This window comes from Weissella sp. ESL1177, from assembly GCF_058107185.1.
Map to the genome: position 1 here is coordinate 1,388,170 of NZ_CM176591.1, position 17,284 is coordinate 1,405,453.

Annotated in this window: 17 protein-coding genes; 5 read left to right on the top strand and 12 right to left on the bottom strand. The window is 36.1% G+C overall.

What is annotated here, in order from left to right; all coding sequences use genetic code 11:
* Positions 1–112: 112 nt before the first annotated feature.
* Positions 113–988 carry a phosphate ABC transporter substrate-binding protein PstS family protein gene (locus AC3B5D_RS06710; protein WP_489840792.1) on the bottom strand — a complete coding sequence of 292 codons (876 nt, stop codon included), beginning with the start codon at positions 986–988 and terminating at the stop codon, positions 113–115.
* Positions 989–1,287: 299 nt separating this feature from the next.
* On the opposite strand from AC3B5D_RS06710, the gene AC3B5D_RS06715 reads away from it, so the two are divergent.
* From AC3B5D_RS06715 to AC3B5D_RS06725, 3 genes are all read left to right on the top strand, one after another.
* Positions 1,288–1,830 (top strand): nucleoside 2-deoxyribosyltransferase, encoded by a 543-nt coding sequence (locus tag AC3B5D_RS06715; protein ID WP_489840791.1) that lies wholly within the window; start codon positions 1,288–1,290, stop codon positions 1,828–1,830.
* Positions 1,831–1,947: 117 nt separating this feature from the next.
* Positions 1,948–2,628 (top strand): transposase, encoded by a 681-nt coding sequence (locus AC3B5D_RS06720; RefSeq protein ID WP_489839876.1) that lies wholly within the window; start codon positions 1,948–1,950, stop codon positions 2,626–2,628.
* Between the two features lie 14 nt (positions 2,629–2,642).
* Positions 2,643–3,551, top strand: a complete 909-nt coding sequence (locus AC3B5D_RS06725) for an IS3 family transposase (protein WP_489840597.1) — start codon at positions 2,643–2,645, stop codon at positions 3,549–3,551.
* 240 nt (positions 3,552–3,791) lie between these two features.
* Here the strand turns inward: AC3B5D_RS06725 and ppsA are convergent, their stop codons facing one another.
* Both ppsA and AC3B5D_RS06735 read right to left on the bottom strand, forming a co-directional pair.
* The gene (gene ppsA, locus AC3B5D_RS06730) at positions 3,792–6,194 is read right to left on the bottom strand and encodes a phosphoenolpyruvate synthase (RefSeq protein ID WP_489840790.1); all 2,403 of its coding nucleotides are present in this window, start codon (positions 6,192–6,194) and stop codon (positions 3,792–3,794) included.
* Positions 6,195–6,282: 88 nt separating this feature from the next.
* Complete coding sequence (locus AC3B5D_RS06735) at positions 6,283–6,615, bottom strand: hypothetical protein (protein ID WP_489840789.1); 333 nt, start codon at positions 6,613–6,615, stop codon at positions 6,283–6,285.
* 167 nt (positions 6,616–6,782) lie between these two features.
* On the opposite strand from AC3B5D_RS06735, the gene AC3B5D_RS06740 reads away from it, so the two are divergent.
* The gene (locus AC3B5D_RS06740; RefSeq protein ID WP_489840788.1) at positions 6,783–7,736 is read left to right on the top strand and encodes a sugar-binding transcriptional regulator; all 954 of its coding nucleotides are present in this window, start codon (positions 6,783–6,785) and stop codon (positions 7,734–7,736) included.
* 57 nt (positions 7,737–7,793) lie between these two features.
* Here the strand turns inward: AC3B5D_RS06740 and AC3B5D_RS06745 are convergent, their stop codons facing one another.
* The 9 genes from AC3B5D_RS06745 to AC3B5D_RS06785 form a co-directional block, all read right to left on the bottom strand.
* Positions 7,794–8,528 carry a GntR family transcriptional regulator gene (locus tag AC3B5D_RS06745; protein ID WP_489840787.1) on the bottom strand — a complete coding sequence of 245 codons (735 nt, stop codon included), beginning with the start codon at positions 8,526–8,528 and terminating at the stop codon, positions 7,794–7,796.
* Between the two features lie 138 nt (positions 8,529–8,666).
* A complete protein-coding gene (locus tag AC3B5D_RS06750; protein WP_489840786.1) occupies positions 8,667–10,100 on the bottom strand; it encodes a 6-phospho-beta-glucosidase in 1,434 nt (477 codons plus the stop codon).
* A 19-nt stretch (positions 10,101–10,119) separates the two neighbouring features.
* On the bottom strand, positions 10,120–11,472 hold the full coding sequence (celB, locus tag AC3B5D_RS06755) for a PTS cellobiose transporter subunit IIC (RefSeq protein WP_489840785.1): 1,353 nt from the start codon (positions 11,470–11,472) through the stop codon (positions 10,120–10,122).
* Positions 11,473–11,490: 18 nt separating this feature from the next.
* Positions 11,491–11,982 carry a hypothetical protein gene (locus AC3B5D_RS06760; RefSeq protein WP_489840784.1) on the bottom strand — a complete coding sequence of 164 codons (492 nt, stop codon included), beginning with the start codon at positions 11,980–11,982 and terminating at the stop codon, positions 11,491–11,493.
* 237 nt (positions 11,983–12,219) lie between these two features.
* Positions 12,220–12,843, bottom strand: coding sequence for an orotidine 5'-phosphate decarboxylase / HUMPS family protein (locus tag AC3B5D_RS06765; RefSeq protein ID WP_489840783.1), 624 nt, complete (start codon positions 12,841–12,843; stop codon positions 12,220–12,222).
* 94 nt (positions 12,844–12,937) lie between these two features.
* Entirely contained in the window at positions 12,938–14,014 is a 1,077-nt protein-coding gene (ulaG, locus tag AC3B5D_RS06770; RefSeq protein ID WP_489840782.1) for an L-ascorbate 6-phosphate lactonase, read from the bottom strand.
* Positions 14,015–14,048: 34 nt separating this feature from the next.
* Complete coding sequence (locus AC3B5D_RS06775; RefSeq protein WP_489840781.1) at positions 14,049–14,336, bottom strand: PTS sugar transporter subunit IIB; 288 nt, start codon at positions 14,334–14,336, stop codon at positions 14,049–14,051.
* Positions 14,337–14,398: 62 nt separating this feature from the next.
* Positions 14,399–15,721 carry a PTS ascorbate transporter subunit IIC gene (locus AC3B5D_RS06780; protein ID WP_489840780.1) on the bottom strand — a complete coding sequence of 441 codons (1,323 nt, stop codon included), beginning with the start codon at positions 15,719–15,721 and terminating at the stop codon, positions 14,399–14,401.
* A 6-nt stretch (positions 15,722–15,727) separates the two neighbouring features.
* Positions 15,728–16,180 carry a PTS sugar transporter subunit IIA gene (locus AC3B5D_RS06785; protein WP_489878283.1) on the bottom strand — a complete coding sequence of 151 codons (453 nt, stop codon included), beginning with the start codon at positions 16,178–16,180 and terminating at the stop codon, positions 15,728–15,730.
* Positions 16,181–16,355: 175 nt separating this feature from the next.
* On the opposite strand from AC3B5D_RS06785, the gene AC3B5D_RS06790 reads away from it, so the two are divergent.
* On the top strand, positions 16,356–17,207 hold the full coding sequence (locus AC3B5D_RS06790) for a MurR/RpiR family transcriptional regulator (protein ID WP_489840779.1): 852 nt from the start codon (positions 16,356–16,358) through the stop codon (positions 17,205–17,207).
* Positions 17,208–17,284: the final 77 nt, after the last annotated feature.

Below are 17,284 nucleotides of genomic sequence, written 5' to 3' on the forward strand. Positions count from 1 at the left end.
AGCGTTTTCTATAAATAAACCAACTTTCCGGACAAGTTAAAAATCCGAAGCGCTTCACATTATAAAAAAGTAGCTTCGGATTTTTTACTATTTAATATTTCTTTACTTCATATTATTTCTTAACAATATCTCCGTCAGCATTTTTGGTGACTTTCATATCTGAAACAGGAATGTATCCTAATTTCTTAATCGTGCTTTTCATTGACTGAGATTGAACAAATTTAATAAACTTGGTTGTTTGTTTATTAGGATGTTTGGTCGTGTACATATGTTCATAAGCCCAAACTGGCCACTTATTAGATTGTACATTCTTTTCAGTTGGCTTAACTTTATTAATTGCAATTGGTTTCAAATTTTTTGCTTGGTCACCTGCAGTATAAGAAAATGCTAAGTATGAAATAGCACCTGGTGTCTTTGAGACAATCTTTTGGACTGCTCCGTTATCATCCTGTTCTTGTGCCGTTTTTGCAGTCTTACCATTCAAGACTGCCTTTTCAAAAGTAAATCGCGTCCCAGACCCTTGTGCACGATTGACCAACACGATTTTTTCGTCTTGTCCGCCAACCGTTTGCCAATTAGTAATTTTACCCGTAAAAATATCACGTAATTCAGTCATTTTTAATGATGACACTTTAACATCTGCATTGACAACGGGTGTAATACCAACGACGGCAACTTTATGATCCTTTAACTGATTTGCCTTAACCCCATCTTTTTGTTCTGCAAAAATATCAGAATTTCCAATAGTGACATTACCTTTACCAACTTGGCTTAGTCCCGCACCTGAACCACCACCTTGTACATTAACGGTAATTTTAGGATTTTGTTGACTAAATTCTTCTGCTGCTTGTGCGGCTAGGGGTTGTAACGCTGTTGAGCCCACAGCTGTCACTTGTTTTGCAGCATCAGCAGAAACAATCTGATTTCCAATCAACCCACTTGCAAACGTTATTCCAACAACACTCACTAAGAATATTCCTTTTTTCATCACAAACTCCTTTTATTTGTGGTTAATGGCAACATAAGTCATCAGGGTAACTGAGCAATTGGTTTAGTCATAGCAATGGCGTGTCACCCTAACGACACTTAATAGTTTATAAAAGCATTGTATCGATATGACCTTCATTGCGTAAATTTTTCTTAGTTGTTTGGTAAATAATCTCATAACATTGACAAGATAATGCCACGGTTCATCGAAAACAATTAAATTTCTCTTTTGTATTCCTATTTACCTGTCTAACATGTCATAATAGTAGTCATATGAAATAAATTTTTGGGAGTATCATTATGCTAAGTATGGATGAATTAATTAAACAACTAGAAGATATAAAAAAAGCATCATCAACTATCACAAAAGTTCCTGGTGCCAAGTCAATTTACTTAGGAGCTGGCTGGTTTTCTGATCGTCAAATTGAGATGTTATTAGCTGCTTATCAAGCATTAAACAATAACTCGACAATTAGCTATGTACATGTTCCCTTACTAAATCAATTTGGTGGCCAAGCATTTGATGAGAATGGCGATTTTGATCCTGATTATACTTGGGCTGTCGCAACTTACAACGCTGATATCACTGCAATTCAAAATACAGATGTTACTTTAGGTATTATCACTGCTGGTAATGAAGACAGTGGTACTGCCTTTGAATTAGGCTACGCTAATGCCTTAGGGCGTCCATCAGTTGCATTCTTTGATGGTGACTGGATCAATAAGCCAATCAATTTGATGCCTGCCATTGGACCAGCTTCATACGTCCGTTCAACAGATGAATTAGCAACATTTGATTTCATGAGTATTGCAACGCGTATCTACGACGGTAAGATTATTTAAGACAAGAGAACAAGAGAGTGTGACAAAAGATGTTGTTACAGTAAGTGCTATAGTCTCCTAGAGGTTGACGAAAGAAATAATATAAATTTCTTTCATAAATCTTTAGGGGACTTTTTTATGGCAAATATAAAATTTACAGCAATGGAAAAATATGAATTAATACAAGAATTCCTTGAATCAGGACAAACGGAACGAAGGTTTCAAAGAGAACATCATTTAAATAATATGTCCATCAAACGATGGTTAGATTTGTATAATAATTATGGTATCGACGGACTATGTCCGCCAAAGACACGTCAAAAATATAAACCCGCCTTTAGACGTAAAGTTGTACAAGCTTATTTACAAGGTGCTGGCTCAATGGAGCAATTGGCAATAAAATTCGGCGTACGTAGTTCTACTCAAGTACGTGATTGGGTTTCAAAGTATAATGGGAATAAAGTACCGTCCCGTTCAGTCGGGTATACAAGGAGAATTCCTATGACATCACGAAAACTAACATTTGAAGACCGTGTTAAAATCGCAACTTATGCCATTGAAAATAATCGAGATTATCAGAAAACTGCTCAAAAATTTGATGTCAGTTATCAACAAGTTCGTACGTGGGTTTTAAAAGTTGATCAAAATGGTTTTGAGGCTTTAAAAGATGGTAGAGGTCGAAAAAAATCGCAGAACGAATTATCAGATATGGATAAAGTGTTACTTGAAAATAAACGATTAAAGGCAGAATTAAAAGCAAGCAAAGCACAGGCAGTATTCGCAAAAAAATTTCTAGAAAATCTCAAGAAAGGCAGGTAATAACTAGTCGTGTTATCCATGAAGTTGCGTTCCAGACCATTAAAATAATGCATGAAGAGAATCCAAGAGAATATCCGATCCGCCTATTAGTTAAATTTAGTGGCGTATCTTTTCAGGCTTATTATAAGTGGTTGAAACGACAAAAATCGATTAATGATCAATTCAATGAATTATTGAAAATTAAAATACAGAAGTTAGACAAGCAACATCATCATAATTTAGGGGTTAAACGCATGACGATGTACCTTAACATGGATAAAGAAATCAATCATCGTGTAAATCATAAACGTGTTCGTCGACTTATGCATTATTTAAATATCCGTGCAGATATTCGCAAGAAACGTCACAATCGTATTAAAGCTAATGAACAGTTTATTATTGATAATCTAATGAACCAGAACTTTAAAACAATATTGCCTAATCAAAAATGGGCAACAGATATGACTGAATTAAGATTTGGAGAACATTTAGAAAAAACATTAAGATTATCTGCAGTCGTTGATTTATACGGTACATATGTTTTATCGTTTAACGTTAGTAAAACAGAGACTAGTCAATCAGCTGTACAAACCCTTCAAAGAGCTTATCAATTCGCAGGTAATCCAGCGAATGTTTTAGTGCACTCTGATCGCGGAACAGCTTATACATCATGGGCTTTTAAAAACATCTTGAGTCAACATCATGCACAACGTAGTATGTCTCGGCCTGGAACGCCCTATGACAACGCAATTATTGAGAAATTTTGGAATGATTTCAAAGTTGAATGGTGGGATAAACAACACAGCGACACATTACAAGAAGCAATTGAAGCAATTAAACGAGGAATTGATTACTTTAACAAAGTTAGACGATCGGAAATAATAAATGGCCATACTCCGGAAGAATTCCGGAATATAGCCATTTATGGTGAAGTAATCGCCTAACTAATTCTTATATTATTTTTACCGTCAACTTGACGGGGACCAGTACAAAGGCTTCAGTCTTTTGGAACACGTTTAAAGGCGCTAATCTACCAATCAAAATTGATAGATTAGCGCCTTTTTCAGCTGATTATAACGACATATCTCTCAGCCCCTTTTATTTTAGTTGGAAAGTTTATGTCATGTCTTTGATTGTAGGTGTTGTGAAATCATCGTCTATTCAAGAATAAACTGAAATCGTTATTACCATTGATAATTGGTTTGTTCTTGTCGCCCATTACCAGTCGCTTTATCCAGTAGAATGCGTTGTTCAAAATGCGCAACATTTTGCTTTGTTGCTTTGACCATATCTGGATTAACAGAAACATAATCAATTCCTTGTTGAATTAAGAAATCTGTAAATTCTGGGTACTGAGAAGGTGCCTGACCACAAATTGATACTGTTTTGCCATCTTGATGTGCTGTCTTAATCAGATGGGCAATGGCACGCTTTACTGCCAAATTTCGTTCATCAAACAACGATGATACCGTATCATTGTTGCGATCTAACCCCAATAATAGCATCGTTAAATCATTTGATCCAATTGAGTAACCATCAATAAACTGATTAAACTGATCAGCCAAAATAATATTTGATGGTATTTCAGCCATCATATAAATTTTAAAATCTGCCGAACGAACCAAACCAGATTTTGCCATAATATCTGTTACCTTTTGTGCTTCAGACACCGTTCTAACAAATGGCAACATGACATTCAAATTCGTTAACCCAAATTCTTCGCGTACTTTTTTAACGGCTGCCAATTCCAATTTAAATGCTTCAATAAACGTTGGATCATAATAACGTGATGCACCACGCCAACCTAACAAATCTGCTGGTTCATGCGGCTCAAATTCTTCGCCACCTTTTAAATGACGGTATTCAGTTGACTTAAAGTCAGATAATCTTAAAACAACAGGCCGTGGGCTCATTGCACGAGCCACTTTACTGATACCATTAGCTAACATATCAATTGCCTTTTCAGATTGTCCGTGCTTAATCAAGTGAAGTGGATGTTCATGAATATAACTTGTCCAAATAAACTCTTCCCGCATCAAACCAACCCCATCAACTGGTAAATGTTCATATTTTTCAATGAGATCCGGGTCGCCAAGATTCATCATGACCCTTGTCGCTGTTGGTGCAAAATATGCCGTAGACGCTGGTGTATTATTATTTATTGCTGTTTTCTGTGTATTTGAAGTCAAAATTGATGACTCCTCACCGGCATACACAATACCATTTTTTGCATCTACAGTAATCGTATCACCTGACTTCAAAACGTCCATTGCTGCAACACCACGACTAGCAGTACCAACAATACATGGTATCTGCATTTCACGAGAGACAATAGCCGCATGACAAGTACGTCCACCATTATTTGTAATAATTGCGCGTGCTTTTTTCATAACCGGTACCCAATCTGGCGAAGTCATACTTGTCACTAATATCTCACCTTCTTTAAATTGATCGATATCTTCTGTATTTTCAATGACATGCACTATACCACTTGCTGTCCCAGGGCTAGCTGGTAATCCTTTAACAAGAACAGTCATCTTTTGATCAGTTGTCATGGTTTTTACCTCTTTTTTATTTGCTAATTTTTTATTTTTTTGTGACCAAACTGTTTCTGGACGTGCTTGAACGAGCCATAATTTGTCTGTTCTTTCATCAAGCGCAAACTCCATATCCATATAACAGCCATAGTGATTTTCAATTATTTTTGCGTATCTTGCTAGTTCAACAACTTGTTCATCAGTTAATGACGGCGCATTTATCTGTTTATCTGGCACCAGTTGTTCTGTGACACCACCATCTGGTAGACGCTTTAGCGCAATATTTTTTGTCGTAATATCTTTAGAGACAATTTTTAGTGTCTCCTTATCAACAATGAAGTCATCAGGCGTCACTGTTCCTTGCACTAAGTACTCACCAAGTCCCCAAATACTGTCAATAATAATTTTCGTATCATCTCCATTACCCACGTTAATTGAAAACATAACGCCTGAAGCCTTAGAAAAAACCATCATTTGAATGGTAGCCGATAGTGCAACTTGTTCATGTGGAAAATTTTGCTTATGGCGGTAATAAGTTGCTCGATCAGTAAATAATGAGGCATAGCATTCTTTAATTTTTTGGACAACATCATCTGATCCTTGAATGTTAAGGTACGATTCTTGCTGTCCAGCAAATGATGCATCTGGTAAATCTTCCGCTGTTGCACTAGAACGAATTGCAACAAAAGGATTGACGACACCAATTTTTTTCGCTAAGTCTTCATACGCCTGTTTAATTTCAGCTGCTAAATCTGTCGGCATATCACTACCAATGATTAGTTGACGTATTTTTGCACAAACGTCATGCAATTCATTTGCATTTTCATAATCATGAATTTGATTTAAAAGTGTTTTAATTTCACGATTAATACCAGTTCTTATCATAAAGTCACGATAAGCATGGGTTGTTGTTGCAAATCCATAAGGTACTGGTATTTTTGTTGCTGAAGTTAATTCACCAAGTGAAGCTGATTTCCCACCAACTAAATCAACATCAGACCGATGTAATTCATCAAACCATAAAATATTAACTGTCGTTCTGTCTGCCATGAAAATTTCTCCTTAAAAGTTAAATCCTACTTTTACCAATATCGCAAAAATTGATAATACACCTCAAGCAAGTGCAAGCGCTTACTTATTAATTAAAATTAAAAGGTCGTTTGACCGACCCTAATGATGGTTTACCAATAATTGCCATACTTGCACTAGTCCCCAAACTTTCAACGCCAATGGCAACATTTGCCTCAACAAGCTTTTCGATAGTCGAATTTTCTCCCCATGGCATACCAGTCATGCAATTCGTTTTGACTGTTGATAATAAAAGTTGCTGACTAACATATGACATCCATTTTGGCGTAACAACTCCCGAAGAAAAATGGTTGTCACTCGCTTCTCTAATGACTTGATCAATGTCCTGTTGTGATGCATCAGGTTTTAACGTTGTGTGATCAAAATACTGATTTAAGTTCATTTCTAAATAACCTCTTTAATAATTTTTATTATTCATGAACAAACTCATTGTAGCCGAATGCTGAACAAATGTAAACAGTTTATTTGAAATTATGTTCACACTTCTAAGGAGGCCTTTTAAATTGTGATATAATTTACATAAATCAAACAGGGGAGTTATTACACTATATGGTCAATACAGCAACTACCAATAAAAATAAAATTGCACTCGAAATTTGTCATTTGTACTACGAAGATGGCCTTAGTCAGAACGACATTGCTAAAAAATTAAACATTTCACGACCAACGATTTCGCGTTTATTAACTTATGCAAAAGAAAACGGTATGGTCCAAATTAAAATAAATGACCCAAAACAAGATTTGAATTTGTTACAAACACAACTTAAAAAAAAATATCAACTAAATGATGTTCTAATTGCTGAAAATTTTGTTGACGACTCCCAAATCATTAACGATAAACTCGGAAAATTGACAGCAAGTTATTTAAATAAAATTGTGAAAGATAACGATATTATTGGCATTAGTTGGGGACACACATTAACTGCGGTTGCCAACCATTTAATACCAAATGAACACAATAATATTAAAGTTGTCCAATTAAAAGGCAGTATGTCTGAATCATATTTGAGTGATTATGCAAATGACATTAATCAAAAATTCGCACAAGCATTCCATACGAATACCATTAGCCTCCCCTTGCCTACCTTTTTAGATAATGCCATCACCAAGGATATTGTCATTAAAGATAAATTTATTCATCAAATTTATGAAACTGGTATACAAAGTAATATTGCAATTTATACAACGGGTACTGTTCAAGACCACACACAATTATTCAGCCTTGGTTATTTAAGCGAACAAGAAATTACTGCACTACGTCATTCTGCAGTAGGTGATATTGTATCCCGCTTTATTGATAAGGATGGTCATATCATTAATCCAGCCCTTAATAGTCGAACAACTGGCATTGATTTAGAGCATTTACGTCAAAAGGAGTATTCCATTTTAGTCGCTGGTGCAAAAAAGAAACTCATTTCTATCCACGGTGCCTTAAGTGGCCATTATGCAAATGTTTTAATTACTGATAAACAAACTGCAATGGATTTATTAGATAAATACTAAAAAATAACCGTTTCTCTAAATCATGAAAGAAACGGTTATTTTGTGTTCACTGAATATTTACAATTTTTTAAACATAAATAATTTTGTCAAATCAGCATCGTAAGTTAGTTTTGAAAAGGCAACTAGTTGACCTGCGCTTAAATAAGTTTCATCGTAAACATTTAAAGCTGGCGCTGCCTCATCTTTTTTAAAAAACTTTGCCATATCTGCAGTCATTTTTTCTGCTTCAATTGTTGAATCCTGAAATCCTAATTTTAAATTATCATCATTTTCAATGAATTTAAACAATGACCCATAAAGAGCTTCTTCTGGTATTTCAGCAACATGCTGACGTAAATAATATGATTGCTCATACATAAACGGATCATCATCTGCGTAACGTAGCCGATGGACTGCCCAAAGTGGTGTTTTCTCTGCTAATTTTGTCCCTAATGGTAAAAAATTAACATTTGCTGCTGTTGTAGGGTGTATAGTTGCATGCAATGTCGTTAATTTTCTACCTTGACGCGCAACTTCATCAGTCATTCCTACCATATTTTGCAAAGAAATAGCATGACGATCTGCACGTGGTCGCACAAATGTTCCGATACCATGCGCTTGAAAAGTGTATCCCATATTACTTAATTTTTTTAGTGCTTGTCTTAAAGTGTATCTTGTCACTGCATAACGTGACATTAAATCCGGTTCTGATGGCAATTTATGAGCCTCGTCACCAATCGTTTGCTCCTGAATCTCTGTGATAATTTTCTTTACTAATGTATCAATAGCCGATGAGCTTGCTCGTTGTCCCATGGTATGCCTCTTTCACTGATTAACAGCCTAACTCACAAATATTTAACATCCTCTTACTACTTTCATTATGCCTGAATTCGACGTAAAACAAAAGACTTGTTCATGCCATGAGACATATAACAAGCCCTTCAAAAATATTTATGATAGGTCATCACCATTTGATGTAATGACTTGATTGAACCAATAGAACGAATCTTTTTTTAATCGTTTCAACGTACCTTCACCAGCATCATTTTTATCAACGTAAATCATACCGTAACGTTTATCCATTTGACCAGTACCAGCCGAAACTAAGTCAATGAACCCCCATGGGGTGTATCCCATTAAGTTAACCCCATCGATATTAACTGCTTTAGCCATTTCTTGAATATGCTCACGCAAATATGAAATACGATAATCATCATGAATTTGCCCGTCCTCAACTTTATCAAACGCTCCTAGCCCATTCTCAACGATAAATAATGGCAAATCATAACGTTCAGTTAACCAATTCAACACATAACGTAGACCAATTGGGTCGATCATCCAACCCCAGTCAGATGCTGACAATGTTGGATTAGGGATTTCGGTGTGCTCATCACGCGTTGTAAAATCTTCAGATTCATTCTCAACTGCTTGCACCACATGTGATGCATAATAAGAAAAGCCAATATAATCAACAGTTCCTGCTTTTAAAATATCTTCATCGGCCAGGGTAATATCTAAATTATAATTTTGACGGGCAAAATATTTTTTCAACCAAGCGGGATACTTTCCTTTGCACTGGACGTCAGCGTACCAAGTGTTAACTTGCATTTCTCTTAGCGCTTTCATCGCATCATTTGGATCAGGACTAGCGGCATAAGCGGGTCCCAAAGCAAGCATCGCACCAATTTGAAAATTAGGATTAATTTCATGACCAATTTGGACAGCTAGCGCACTTGCAACAACTTCATAATGACTCGCTTGATACATTAATTGCTCAATATTTTCGCCTGGTTTTGCAACTAAACCAGAATTCGTGAACAATGCCCAGTTATTTAACATGGCTGATTGATTATTAATTTCATTAAACGTCATCCAATACTTAACTTTATCTTGATAACGTTCAAAGACCACTCGAGCAAATTTTGTAAAGAAATCAATCATTTTACGATTACGCCAGGCACCATATTCTGTTACCAAATAGTAAGGCATTTCAAAGTGAGATAACGTAATGACTGGTTCAATGCCATATTTGATTAATTCATCAAATAAATCATCATAAAACTTTAGACCTGCCTCATTAGGCTCATCTTCATCCCCATTTGGAAAAATACGAGTCCAAGCAATACTAGTACGAAACGCCTTTAATCCCAATTCAGAAAACAACTTCACATCTTCTTTGTAATGATGATAAAAGTCAATGGCCTCATGATTTGGATAATTCTCACCAGATAAAACACCATCAGTAATATGGCGAACTGTGTGATTATCTCCTGCTGTCATAACATCAGCTAAACTAACGCCTTTACCATCAGATTGCCAACCACCTTCGAATTGATGAGCAGCGACAGCACCGCCCCACAAAAAATCTTTTGAAAAAGTACTCATTGATTTATCCTCCAGTTTTTTATGCTGCTGGTACAACCTGTTCGTCATGAGCTAATTTACCATCATAAAACTTAATAAATGGATACCAAATTAAGAAAGCAACGACAGCACAGACAACACCTAAAACAGCGGCACGCCAATCACCACCTGATCCAATGAATCCTGATAATCCACCAGGTGTTGGCCAAGCGACTTGAGCAATTGGTGGATTAACCATGTGTAACTTAATGGCAAAGTAGGCCACTGACATTGATGCCATTGGTGCTAAGAAAAACGGTATTGCCGTGTATGGATTATAGACCACTGGCATACCAAACAAAATGGGCTCATTAATATTAAAGAATGCAGGCACAATTGCTGCTTTACCTAGCGCACCCAGTTGCGCTGACTTAGCAAAAAAGGCAATAAAAATAACCATCCCCAAAGTTGCACCTGATCCACCAATTGTAACGAATGAATTGTTAAATTCGCCTGCAAATGGTAGATTAGCCCCTGCTTGATTAGCAGCCATATTTGACAACACAATTGGTGTTAGAAATGATGTCACAATTGTGGCACCGTGAATACCAACAATCCACAAAGCGTGCATGATAAAATAAACCACCAACAGACCTACCCAAGTATTAGTTAGGTTAGTAACAAAGCCAAACGGCACGGCAATAACTTTAAAGATATCTGTATGTAAGAACACCAAAGCACCATTAATAATGATAACGGTTAAAGCAATCAAGGCCGTGGGAATCAAAGCAACGAATGAATTAATGACACCCACTGGTACTGTTTCAGGCATCTTGATCGTCCAATTTTTCTTAACACAGTACGTGTAAATTTTAACTGCGATAATGCCCATGATGATTGCCGTAAAAATACCGGTCGTTCCTAAACGAGTGACGCCACCACCCATCTCCCAGCCATCAATAATCTTTTGATCTTTTGTTACAATGTTAATCAAACTTATTGTGCCATCTTTGAATAGCAATTCAGGGACACACATGAAGAAAGCCATCATTGATAACAAAGCACCATTCAACGGATTAACATTAACTTTTTCTTCTTGTGCCTGAATACGGGTATATTCATAACCGAAAACCAAACAAAAATAAAGTGCTAAAATTCCCATCGTTGCCGTATTAGCAATCATATATAAATTCGTAATTTTGTCAAACGAAGCTGCCCAAATACCTGATAAAGCTGGAAAACTTTGTGGAATAACACTTACAATCAAAAACATTGAACCAACAATTGTAAACGGTATCGATGCCATTCCAGCTGCCATAACACCTCGTACAATACGGAACTGAGCTAATTTACCCATAGGTCCCATTAGATGCTTGCTTAGGAACTGAAACATCTTGTTATCAGTATTGTCCATAATATGTTCTCTTTTCTTTTATTGTAAACTTGCTTTAAAATCTAGCAAACGTTGCAAGTAACGGTCTTGATCACGGCTAATTAACCATGCCCGTCGCTCAAGTAAAATACAAAAAATAATGCCGATGAATAATGTCATTAAGATTGCGGATTGACTTTGTGCATTAATGAATGGATAAAATGGGTGACTCGCCCCCGCTAATGTTGCACCTAGTAACACCACATTGCATGCCAACTGTGTCCAATAACCAATTTTTGTTATTGTCAGTGAATGATCTGGTTGCCAATATTTCCGTGTTTGTTCAACACTAATCGCAATATCAATAATGAATAATATTGCTGGTAATAACCAATACCAACCAGATGACCCAAATAACAACACCATCCAATAAAGATTAGCGAAAAAAAAGCCAGCCGTTACATAGCGGAATATCAAGAAACGATTAAACGCCATACTCTTCACACTCAATGCTTGTTTTTGCTGTTGTCGTTCACGTTGTTCACTTGACATCCCAGATCCTCCCAAAAATACTGTCACGACGTTCATCCAATAAACGATGACCATCATCCCGTTTCCTTTCAACTTAAACTTTTACTATGTCATCCCAAATCTCCTTTCTTTCACACTCATTCGAATGAGTTAATTATAACATTGCGTTAATTAAAAAGAAAGCGCTTTCTTTCAGGCGATAAAAAATGACGAATCAAGTTGATAACATCTTGATTCGTCATTTTATGCTATGAATATTTACTTAATAACCGACATAAACTGTTCCGCCATGGCCACTGGGTCATCAGCTGTTGTAATTTTACCACCGACAATAATTGTTTCAACGATTCCCTGTTGTGCAATTAATTGTGCTTGTTTTAAATCAATTCCTCCAGCGACAGCAATGCGTTGAATCGTTGGAAACTGTTCATGAAAATGTTTAATTCGTGCGACCGCATTAAAGTCAGTCCCTGCATCTCTAGAGTGATGTATACCAAAAATAGCTGACTGTAAATCTGTTATTTGACTAATGCGTTGATCATCAACTTCTGTTAAATCAATAAAGATGTCTTTATGAGCATCTTGGGCAACAGCGTAAGTTTGTTCTATTGTCCCACGAGATGCGCTACCCATAACTGTTAAGATATCAGCAGTCGTTTCAAATCCCTTTTTAAATTCATATTCACCTTCATCAATTGTTTTTAAATCAACTAATAGTGCTGACTTTTTTAATTGAAAATGCTCTTTTTTAAGTGCTTCTAAACCATAGTCTTTCACAATTGATGTTCCTAATTCGATAATATCAACTAACCCATCTAATTGCTTTGATAACTGGATTGCTTGAGATAATGAGACACGATCAATGGCAACTTGTAATTTCATGATTTTTCAAACCTCCATTTATTAATTTTTACTATAGCACGAAACCCTCTGAGGCCATCTAAAAAGAAACTCATCTAGTACTGTATTTATTAATTTATAAGAATGACCTGTATGGTACATTGACTTCGTTAGCATAACGATCATCGAATCCACGTGGATGATAGTACTGTAACTTACCAATATCATCTGGATAAGTAAACTTTCCACCTGGTAACCAAGTCATTGGATTAAATTGATACTGCAATTTATCTTTACGATACTTCCACAATAATTCAATTTCATAAGGATCTCCTAACATATTTGACCAGATATCCCAATGCAATGGAATAATAACTTTTGTTTGTAGTGCCTCAGCTGTTCGCAGCACATCTACTGACGTCATTTTATCCTGGACACCAATTGGATTCTCACCATAGGCAACTGTTGCAACATCAATATCAAAGTCTTGACCATGCTTTGCAAAATAGGCTGAATAATGTGAATCTGCTGCATCATAAATGGTGCCAGCTGTTGTCTTAATCACATAGTTCACCGAACGATCATCCATTTCTGGTACTTGATCATCAGCAGGAATATCCGTTTCATCAGTATCTGGATCTGTAATTAAGATTGACCGATCAAATGAATCTGTGACAAAAATCTCGATATCTTTAATTTTGAGCTTATCACCAGGCTTGACAATGATGCAACGATCCTTTGGAACACCCCAATCAATCCACTGCTGAACAACATACTTTGGTCCAATAAATGGTACCTCTTCTTCGACATTATTTAGAACAGCAGCTGCAACATTCTCATCAATATGATCATGGTGAAAATGAGTGACTAAAAAGGCATCTAAATGTTTGATTCTAAAAGGATTAATAACAATTGGTGTTGCCCGAAGATTTGGTTGAATCTTTCGACCGCCAGTTAATCTTGACCATTGATGACGAGGTGACATATCTGGCTTATGATGTGTTTGCTTACCAGTACCACTCCATAAATCAATTACCAAATTAGTTTGTTCATCAGACTTAATCCAAAGTCCCATATTAGATAGCCACCACATATTGAATTTACCCTTTTCAACATGAGTTTGTTCAATCTCTTCATTTAGCCATGAACCCCATTCCGGAAAAATCTCTTTTTCCCAAGTGTCTTCTGTTATTTCATCAACTTTTCGCGTCATTTTCTATTGGCATCTCCTATCTACTGATTACTAATTACTTTCCCTCAAGTTCTGTAATTCTTGGATCAATATTTTCCTTAATATTGTTTTTGTCCACAAAGTTTGTCAAAACAATCGTTTTATCCTTTAAATCTTCTGGGAACTCATCGAATAATTCACGAGTTGTCACGTAAATATCAGCAGGTGCACTTCTAACTGAACCTAGATCAATCGTATCAACATCAATTTCATCACGACCTTCTTCGGACAGAATACTTTCAATATTCATCTTTGCGATAACACTTGAACCAACACCTAAACCACATACTGCAATAATTTTCATGATTAAATCCTCCATAGATTGATATATTTTTTATTAATTAACAAAATACTGATAATGAGTCATTAGAAAATGCCTAGCACCAAACCACGTAGGAACTTTAGCAAGTACATCAATGGCATCCAAACAACAGCGTAATCAATATTTGACCAAGTCAAACCACTACCATAAACGGCACCAGTCAATGGATAGAATAGGATAACAGCCGCTGATGAGATAATACCAGTAAAGAATCCAGCGGCTAAGGCACCACGCCAACCACCAGCTTTATTACCAAACACACCCATAACATTACCATCAAAGTACATAATAATTGGACTTGGAAAGACAATGACTGGTGAATGGAAGATAATCGTTGCGAAAGTGACAATGATACAGCCAATTGTTGAGCCTAGGAATCCAAACATACCACCCATTGGTGAGTATGGGAAAATTGTTGGTGCGTCTAAGGCAGGAATAGCACCTGGTAAGAACTTATCAGAAATACCTTTGAAGGCTGGGACAATTGAACCAATGAACATACGTACACCAGATAGCAAGATAACAATACCAGCAGTAAACGTAAATCCTTGTAAGATCAACCATAAGATCCAATTAGTTGCATCAGCACCAGTACCAGCCAAGTGTTGAATACCTGACTTACCAACAGCCAATCCAATACCAACAAAAATAATTGGCATCAAGAAGAACAAAACAATGGTATTATCACGGAACATTGATGCCCACTTTGGTAACTTCATGTTATCGGCATCTTGTGAAGGATCACTACTTCCAAACCACTTACCAATGAAGTGGGCCAAAAGTGAACCAACTTGATCCATAAATCCTAAAGTTGAAACATCGTGCATCCAATTACGTGCTAACTTACGTGGAATAGCTGGTGAATACGTGTAATAAAGTGCATTAAGAATCGTTCCAACTAACACCGTACCAAAGAACTTTGTGTGCAAAACAACTGGTAACGTCACATTCATAAATGCTGCATGATACAACATCAAATGTGCTGTTAAGTAAGCATTTTTAAAATCCTTTTGTGGTGTAATACGTACGAGTAACAAATGTAAGAAGAATGCTAGTAGGAAAGTGATGACCGTTCCCTTAGCAATCGAACTAAAGTTTAAAACAACACCAAAGACCGCATCGTTTGTTGGCAAAACACCTTTAACATGTAGTGTCTTATTTAATGTTGTGACAACTGGTGATAGTGAAGAAATTAGAATACCAGCTCCGGAAGATAAGACTGTTAACCCAATCACAGTCTTAACAGTACCATCAATAACTTGTGGGAACTTTTTCTTTTGTAAAAGTAGTCCAATCAGTGCAACGAGTCCTAGAAAAATTGTCTCATTGCTTAAAAACTGATAAACAATAAAATTTATAACTTGCATTAGTATTTACCCTCCATTAATTGAATTAGAAATCTGATTTGCTTCTTCAACCGTGTGAGCTTGACGTAATAATTGTAAGTTGTCCTCTTCACCAAAAAACTTAACCAATTTTTGTAATAGTTCTAAGTGATCGGTACCTGTTTTAGAAGCTAAAATAACAATAATATCAACCGGGTCATTATCTTTGTTACCAAACTTCACTGGTTTATCTAATGTTGCAATCGCAAATGAAGTTTCTTGTACATCTTCAGATGGTCGTGCATGACCTAATGCTAACCCCGGCGCAATAACGATATATGGTCCTAAGGACTTAACCGAATTAATCATATCGTCAACATACCCTTGATGAATTTTTCCTTCATTAAGTAGTGGTGCCGCTGCAACCTGAATGGCATCTTGCCAGTCTGTTGCATTAACTTTTAACTGAATTTCATTATTTAATATTTTAACGTCTACCAATAAAAACACTTCCTTTCTGTAAATTACAATCATTTTTATAGCTATTTATTTGATTTGTTTTTACATATACTATTATAAACGAAAACGCTTACATTGCAATGATGAAATTTTTACAAACTTGACAAATTTATGGTAAAGTTACCTTACATTGTGAAAATTTAATAGAGGAATACTTATGCCATCAAATGTTAAAAAAAGAATCACTAATATTTACCCTAGTTTAGGTGAACAAAGTAAAAAAGTTGTCGATTATATCCTTAAAAAAGGAACCAATTTCAGTTCAAAAACGGTTAATCAAATTGCCAAAGAATGTGATGTCTCTATCGCCACAGTATCACGTTTACCACAACAATTAGGCTATACTAACCTTGCTCAGTTAAAATGGTCAGTTGCAAATGAATTGAATGAAAAGTACGCTCTTTCAGACATTCAAGATGATGACTCACCTAAGACTGTTGCTAAAAAAACACTGCAAGCAAATATCAAATCATTAAATAACACGTTCGAGTTAATGGCTGAATCTGATTTGAGTAAAGCTGTCACACTGATCACACAATCACAAACACTAGGATTCTTTGGCCTTGGTGGTTCAAATATTGCAGCACTAGATGCTTATCATAAATTTCTACGAGTACCAATCAATGTCATTCATGATAGTGAATATCATATGGCATTAATGCAAGCCGCTCGCATGTCGTCTCATGATTGTGCTGTTATTATTTCACATACAGGTGATGATACCGATACATTATTATTAGCAGATACATTACGGGCGCAAGAAGTGCCCATGATTGTCATCACCAGTTTTCCTGAATCACCATTGGCTGATTATGGAGAAGTTAAATTCTTCTCGATTTCCGAAGATTCAAAGTATCGTAGTGAAGCATTGTTATCACTTACTTCACAATTAGCAATTAATGATTGTTTGTATACTTTGACTGCCCAACACTTTGGTTCAAAAGCGAACCAAGTACTGACAGATATTCGTACAACCATCTTCCAGAAGCATAAGAATGCCAAAAAATAACTAATTTAAACAAGAAAAACTCCTAGATTTGGTGTAACGATACGGGTTAAATCAAATCCAGGAGTTTTGTTTCTTTA

Excerpts from the sequence above, each read along its gene's own strand:
- AC3B5D_RS06740 (WP_489840788.1), top strand. The coding sequence starts at position 6,783 with ATGGTCAATACAGCAACTACCAATAAAAATAAAATTGCACTCGAAATT.
- AC3B5D_RS06735 (WP_489840789.1), bottom strand. The coding sequence starts at position 6,615 with ATGAACTTAAATCAGTATTTTGATCACACAACGTTAAAACCTGATGCA.
- AC3B5D_RS06780 (WP_489840780.1), bottom strand. The coding sequence starts at position 15,721 with ATGCAAGTTATAAATTTTATTGTTTATCAGTTTTTAAGCAATGAGACA.
- AC3B5D_RS06720 (WP_489839876.1), top strand. The coding sequence starts at position 1,948 with ATGGCAAATATAAAATTTACAGCAATGGAAAAATATGAATTAATACAA.
- AC3B5D_RS06790 (WP_489840779.1), top strand. The coding sequence starts at position 16,356 with ATGCCATCAAATGTTAAAAAAAGAATCACTAATATTTACCCTAGTTTA.
- ulaG (WP_489840782.1), bottom strand. The coding sequence starts at position 14,014 with ATGACGCGAAAAGTTGATGAAATAACAGAAGACACTTGGGAAAAAGAG.
- AC3B5D_RS06775 (WP_489840781.1), bottom strand. The coding sequence starts at position 14,336 with ATGAAAATTATTGCAGTATGTGGTTTAGGTGTTGGTTCAAGTGTTATC.
- AC3B5D_RS06750 (WP_489840786.1), bottom strand. The coding sequence starts at position 10,100 with ATGAGTACTTTTTCAAAAGATTTTTTGTGGGGCGGTGCTGTCGCTGCT.
- ppsA (WP_489840790.1), bottom strand. The coding sequence starts at position 6,194 with ATGGCAGACAGAACGACAGTTAATATTTTATGGTTTGATGAATTACAT.
- AC3B5D_RS06760 (WP_489840784.1), bottom strand. The coding sequence starts at position 11,982 with ATGTCAAGTGAACAACGTGAACGACAACAGCAAAAACAAGCATTGAGT.
- AC3B5D_RS06715 (WP_489840791.1), top strand. The coding sequence starts at position 1,288 with ATGCTAAGTATGGATGAATTAATTAAACAACTAGAAGATATAAAAAAA.
- AC3B5D_RS06745 (WP_489840787.1), bottom strand. The coding sequence starts at position 8,528 with ATGGGACAACGAGCAAGCTCATCGGCTATTGATACATTAGTAAAGAAA.
- celB (WP_489840785.1), bottom strand. The coding sequence starts at position 11,472 with ATGGACAATACTGATAACAAGATGTTTCAGTTCCTAAGCAAGCATCTA.
- AC3B5D_RS06710 (WP_489840792.1), bottom strand. The coding sequence starts at position 988 with ATGAAAAAAGGAATATTCTTAGTGAGTGTTGTTGGAATAACGTTTGCA.
- AC3B5D_RS06765 (WP_489840783.1), bottom strand. The coding sequence starts at position 12,843 with ATGAAATTACAAGTTGCCATTGATCGTGTCTCATTATCTCAAGCAATC.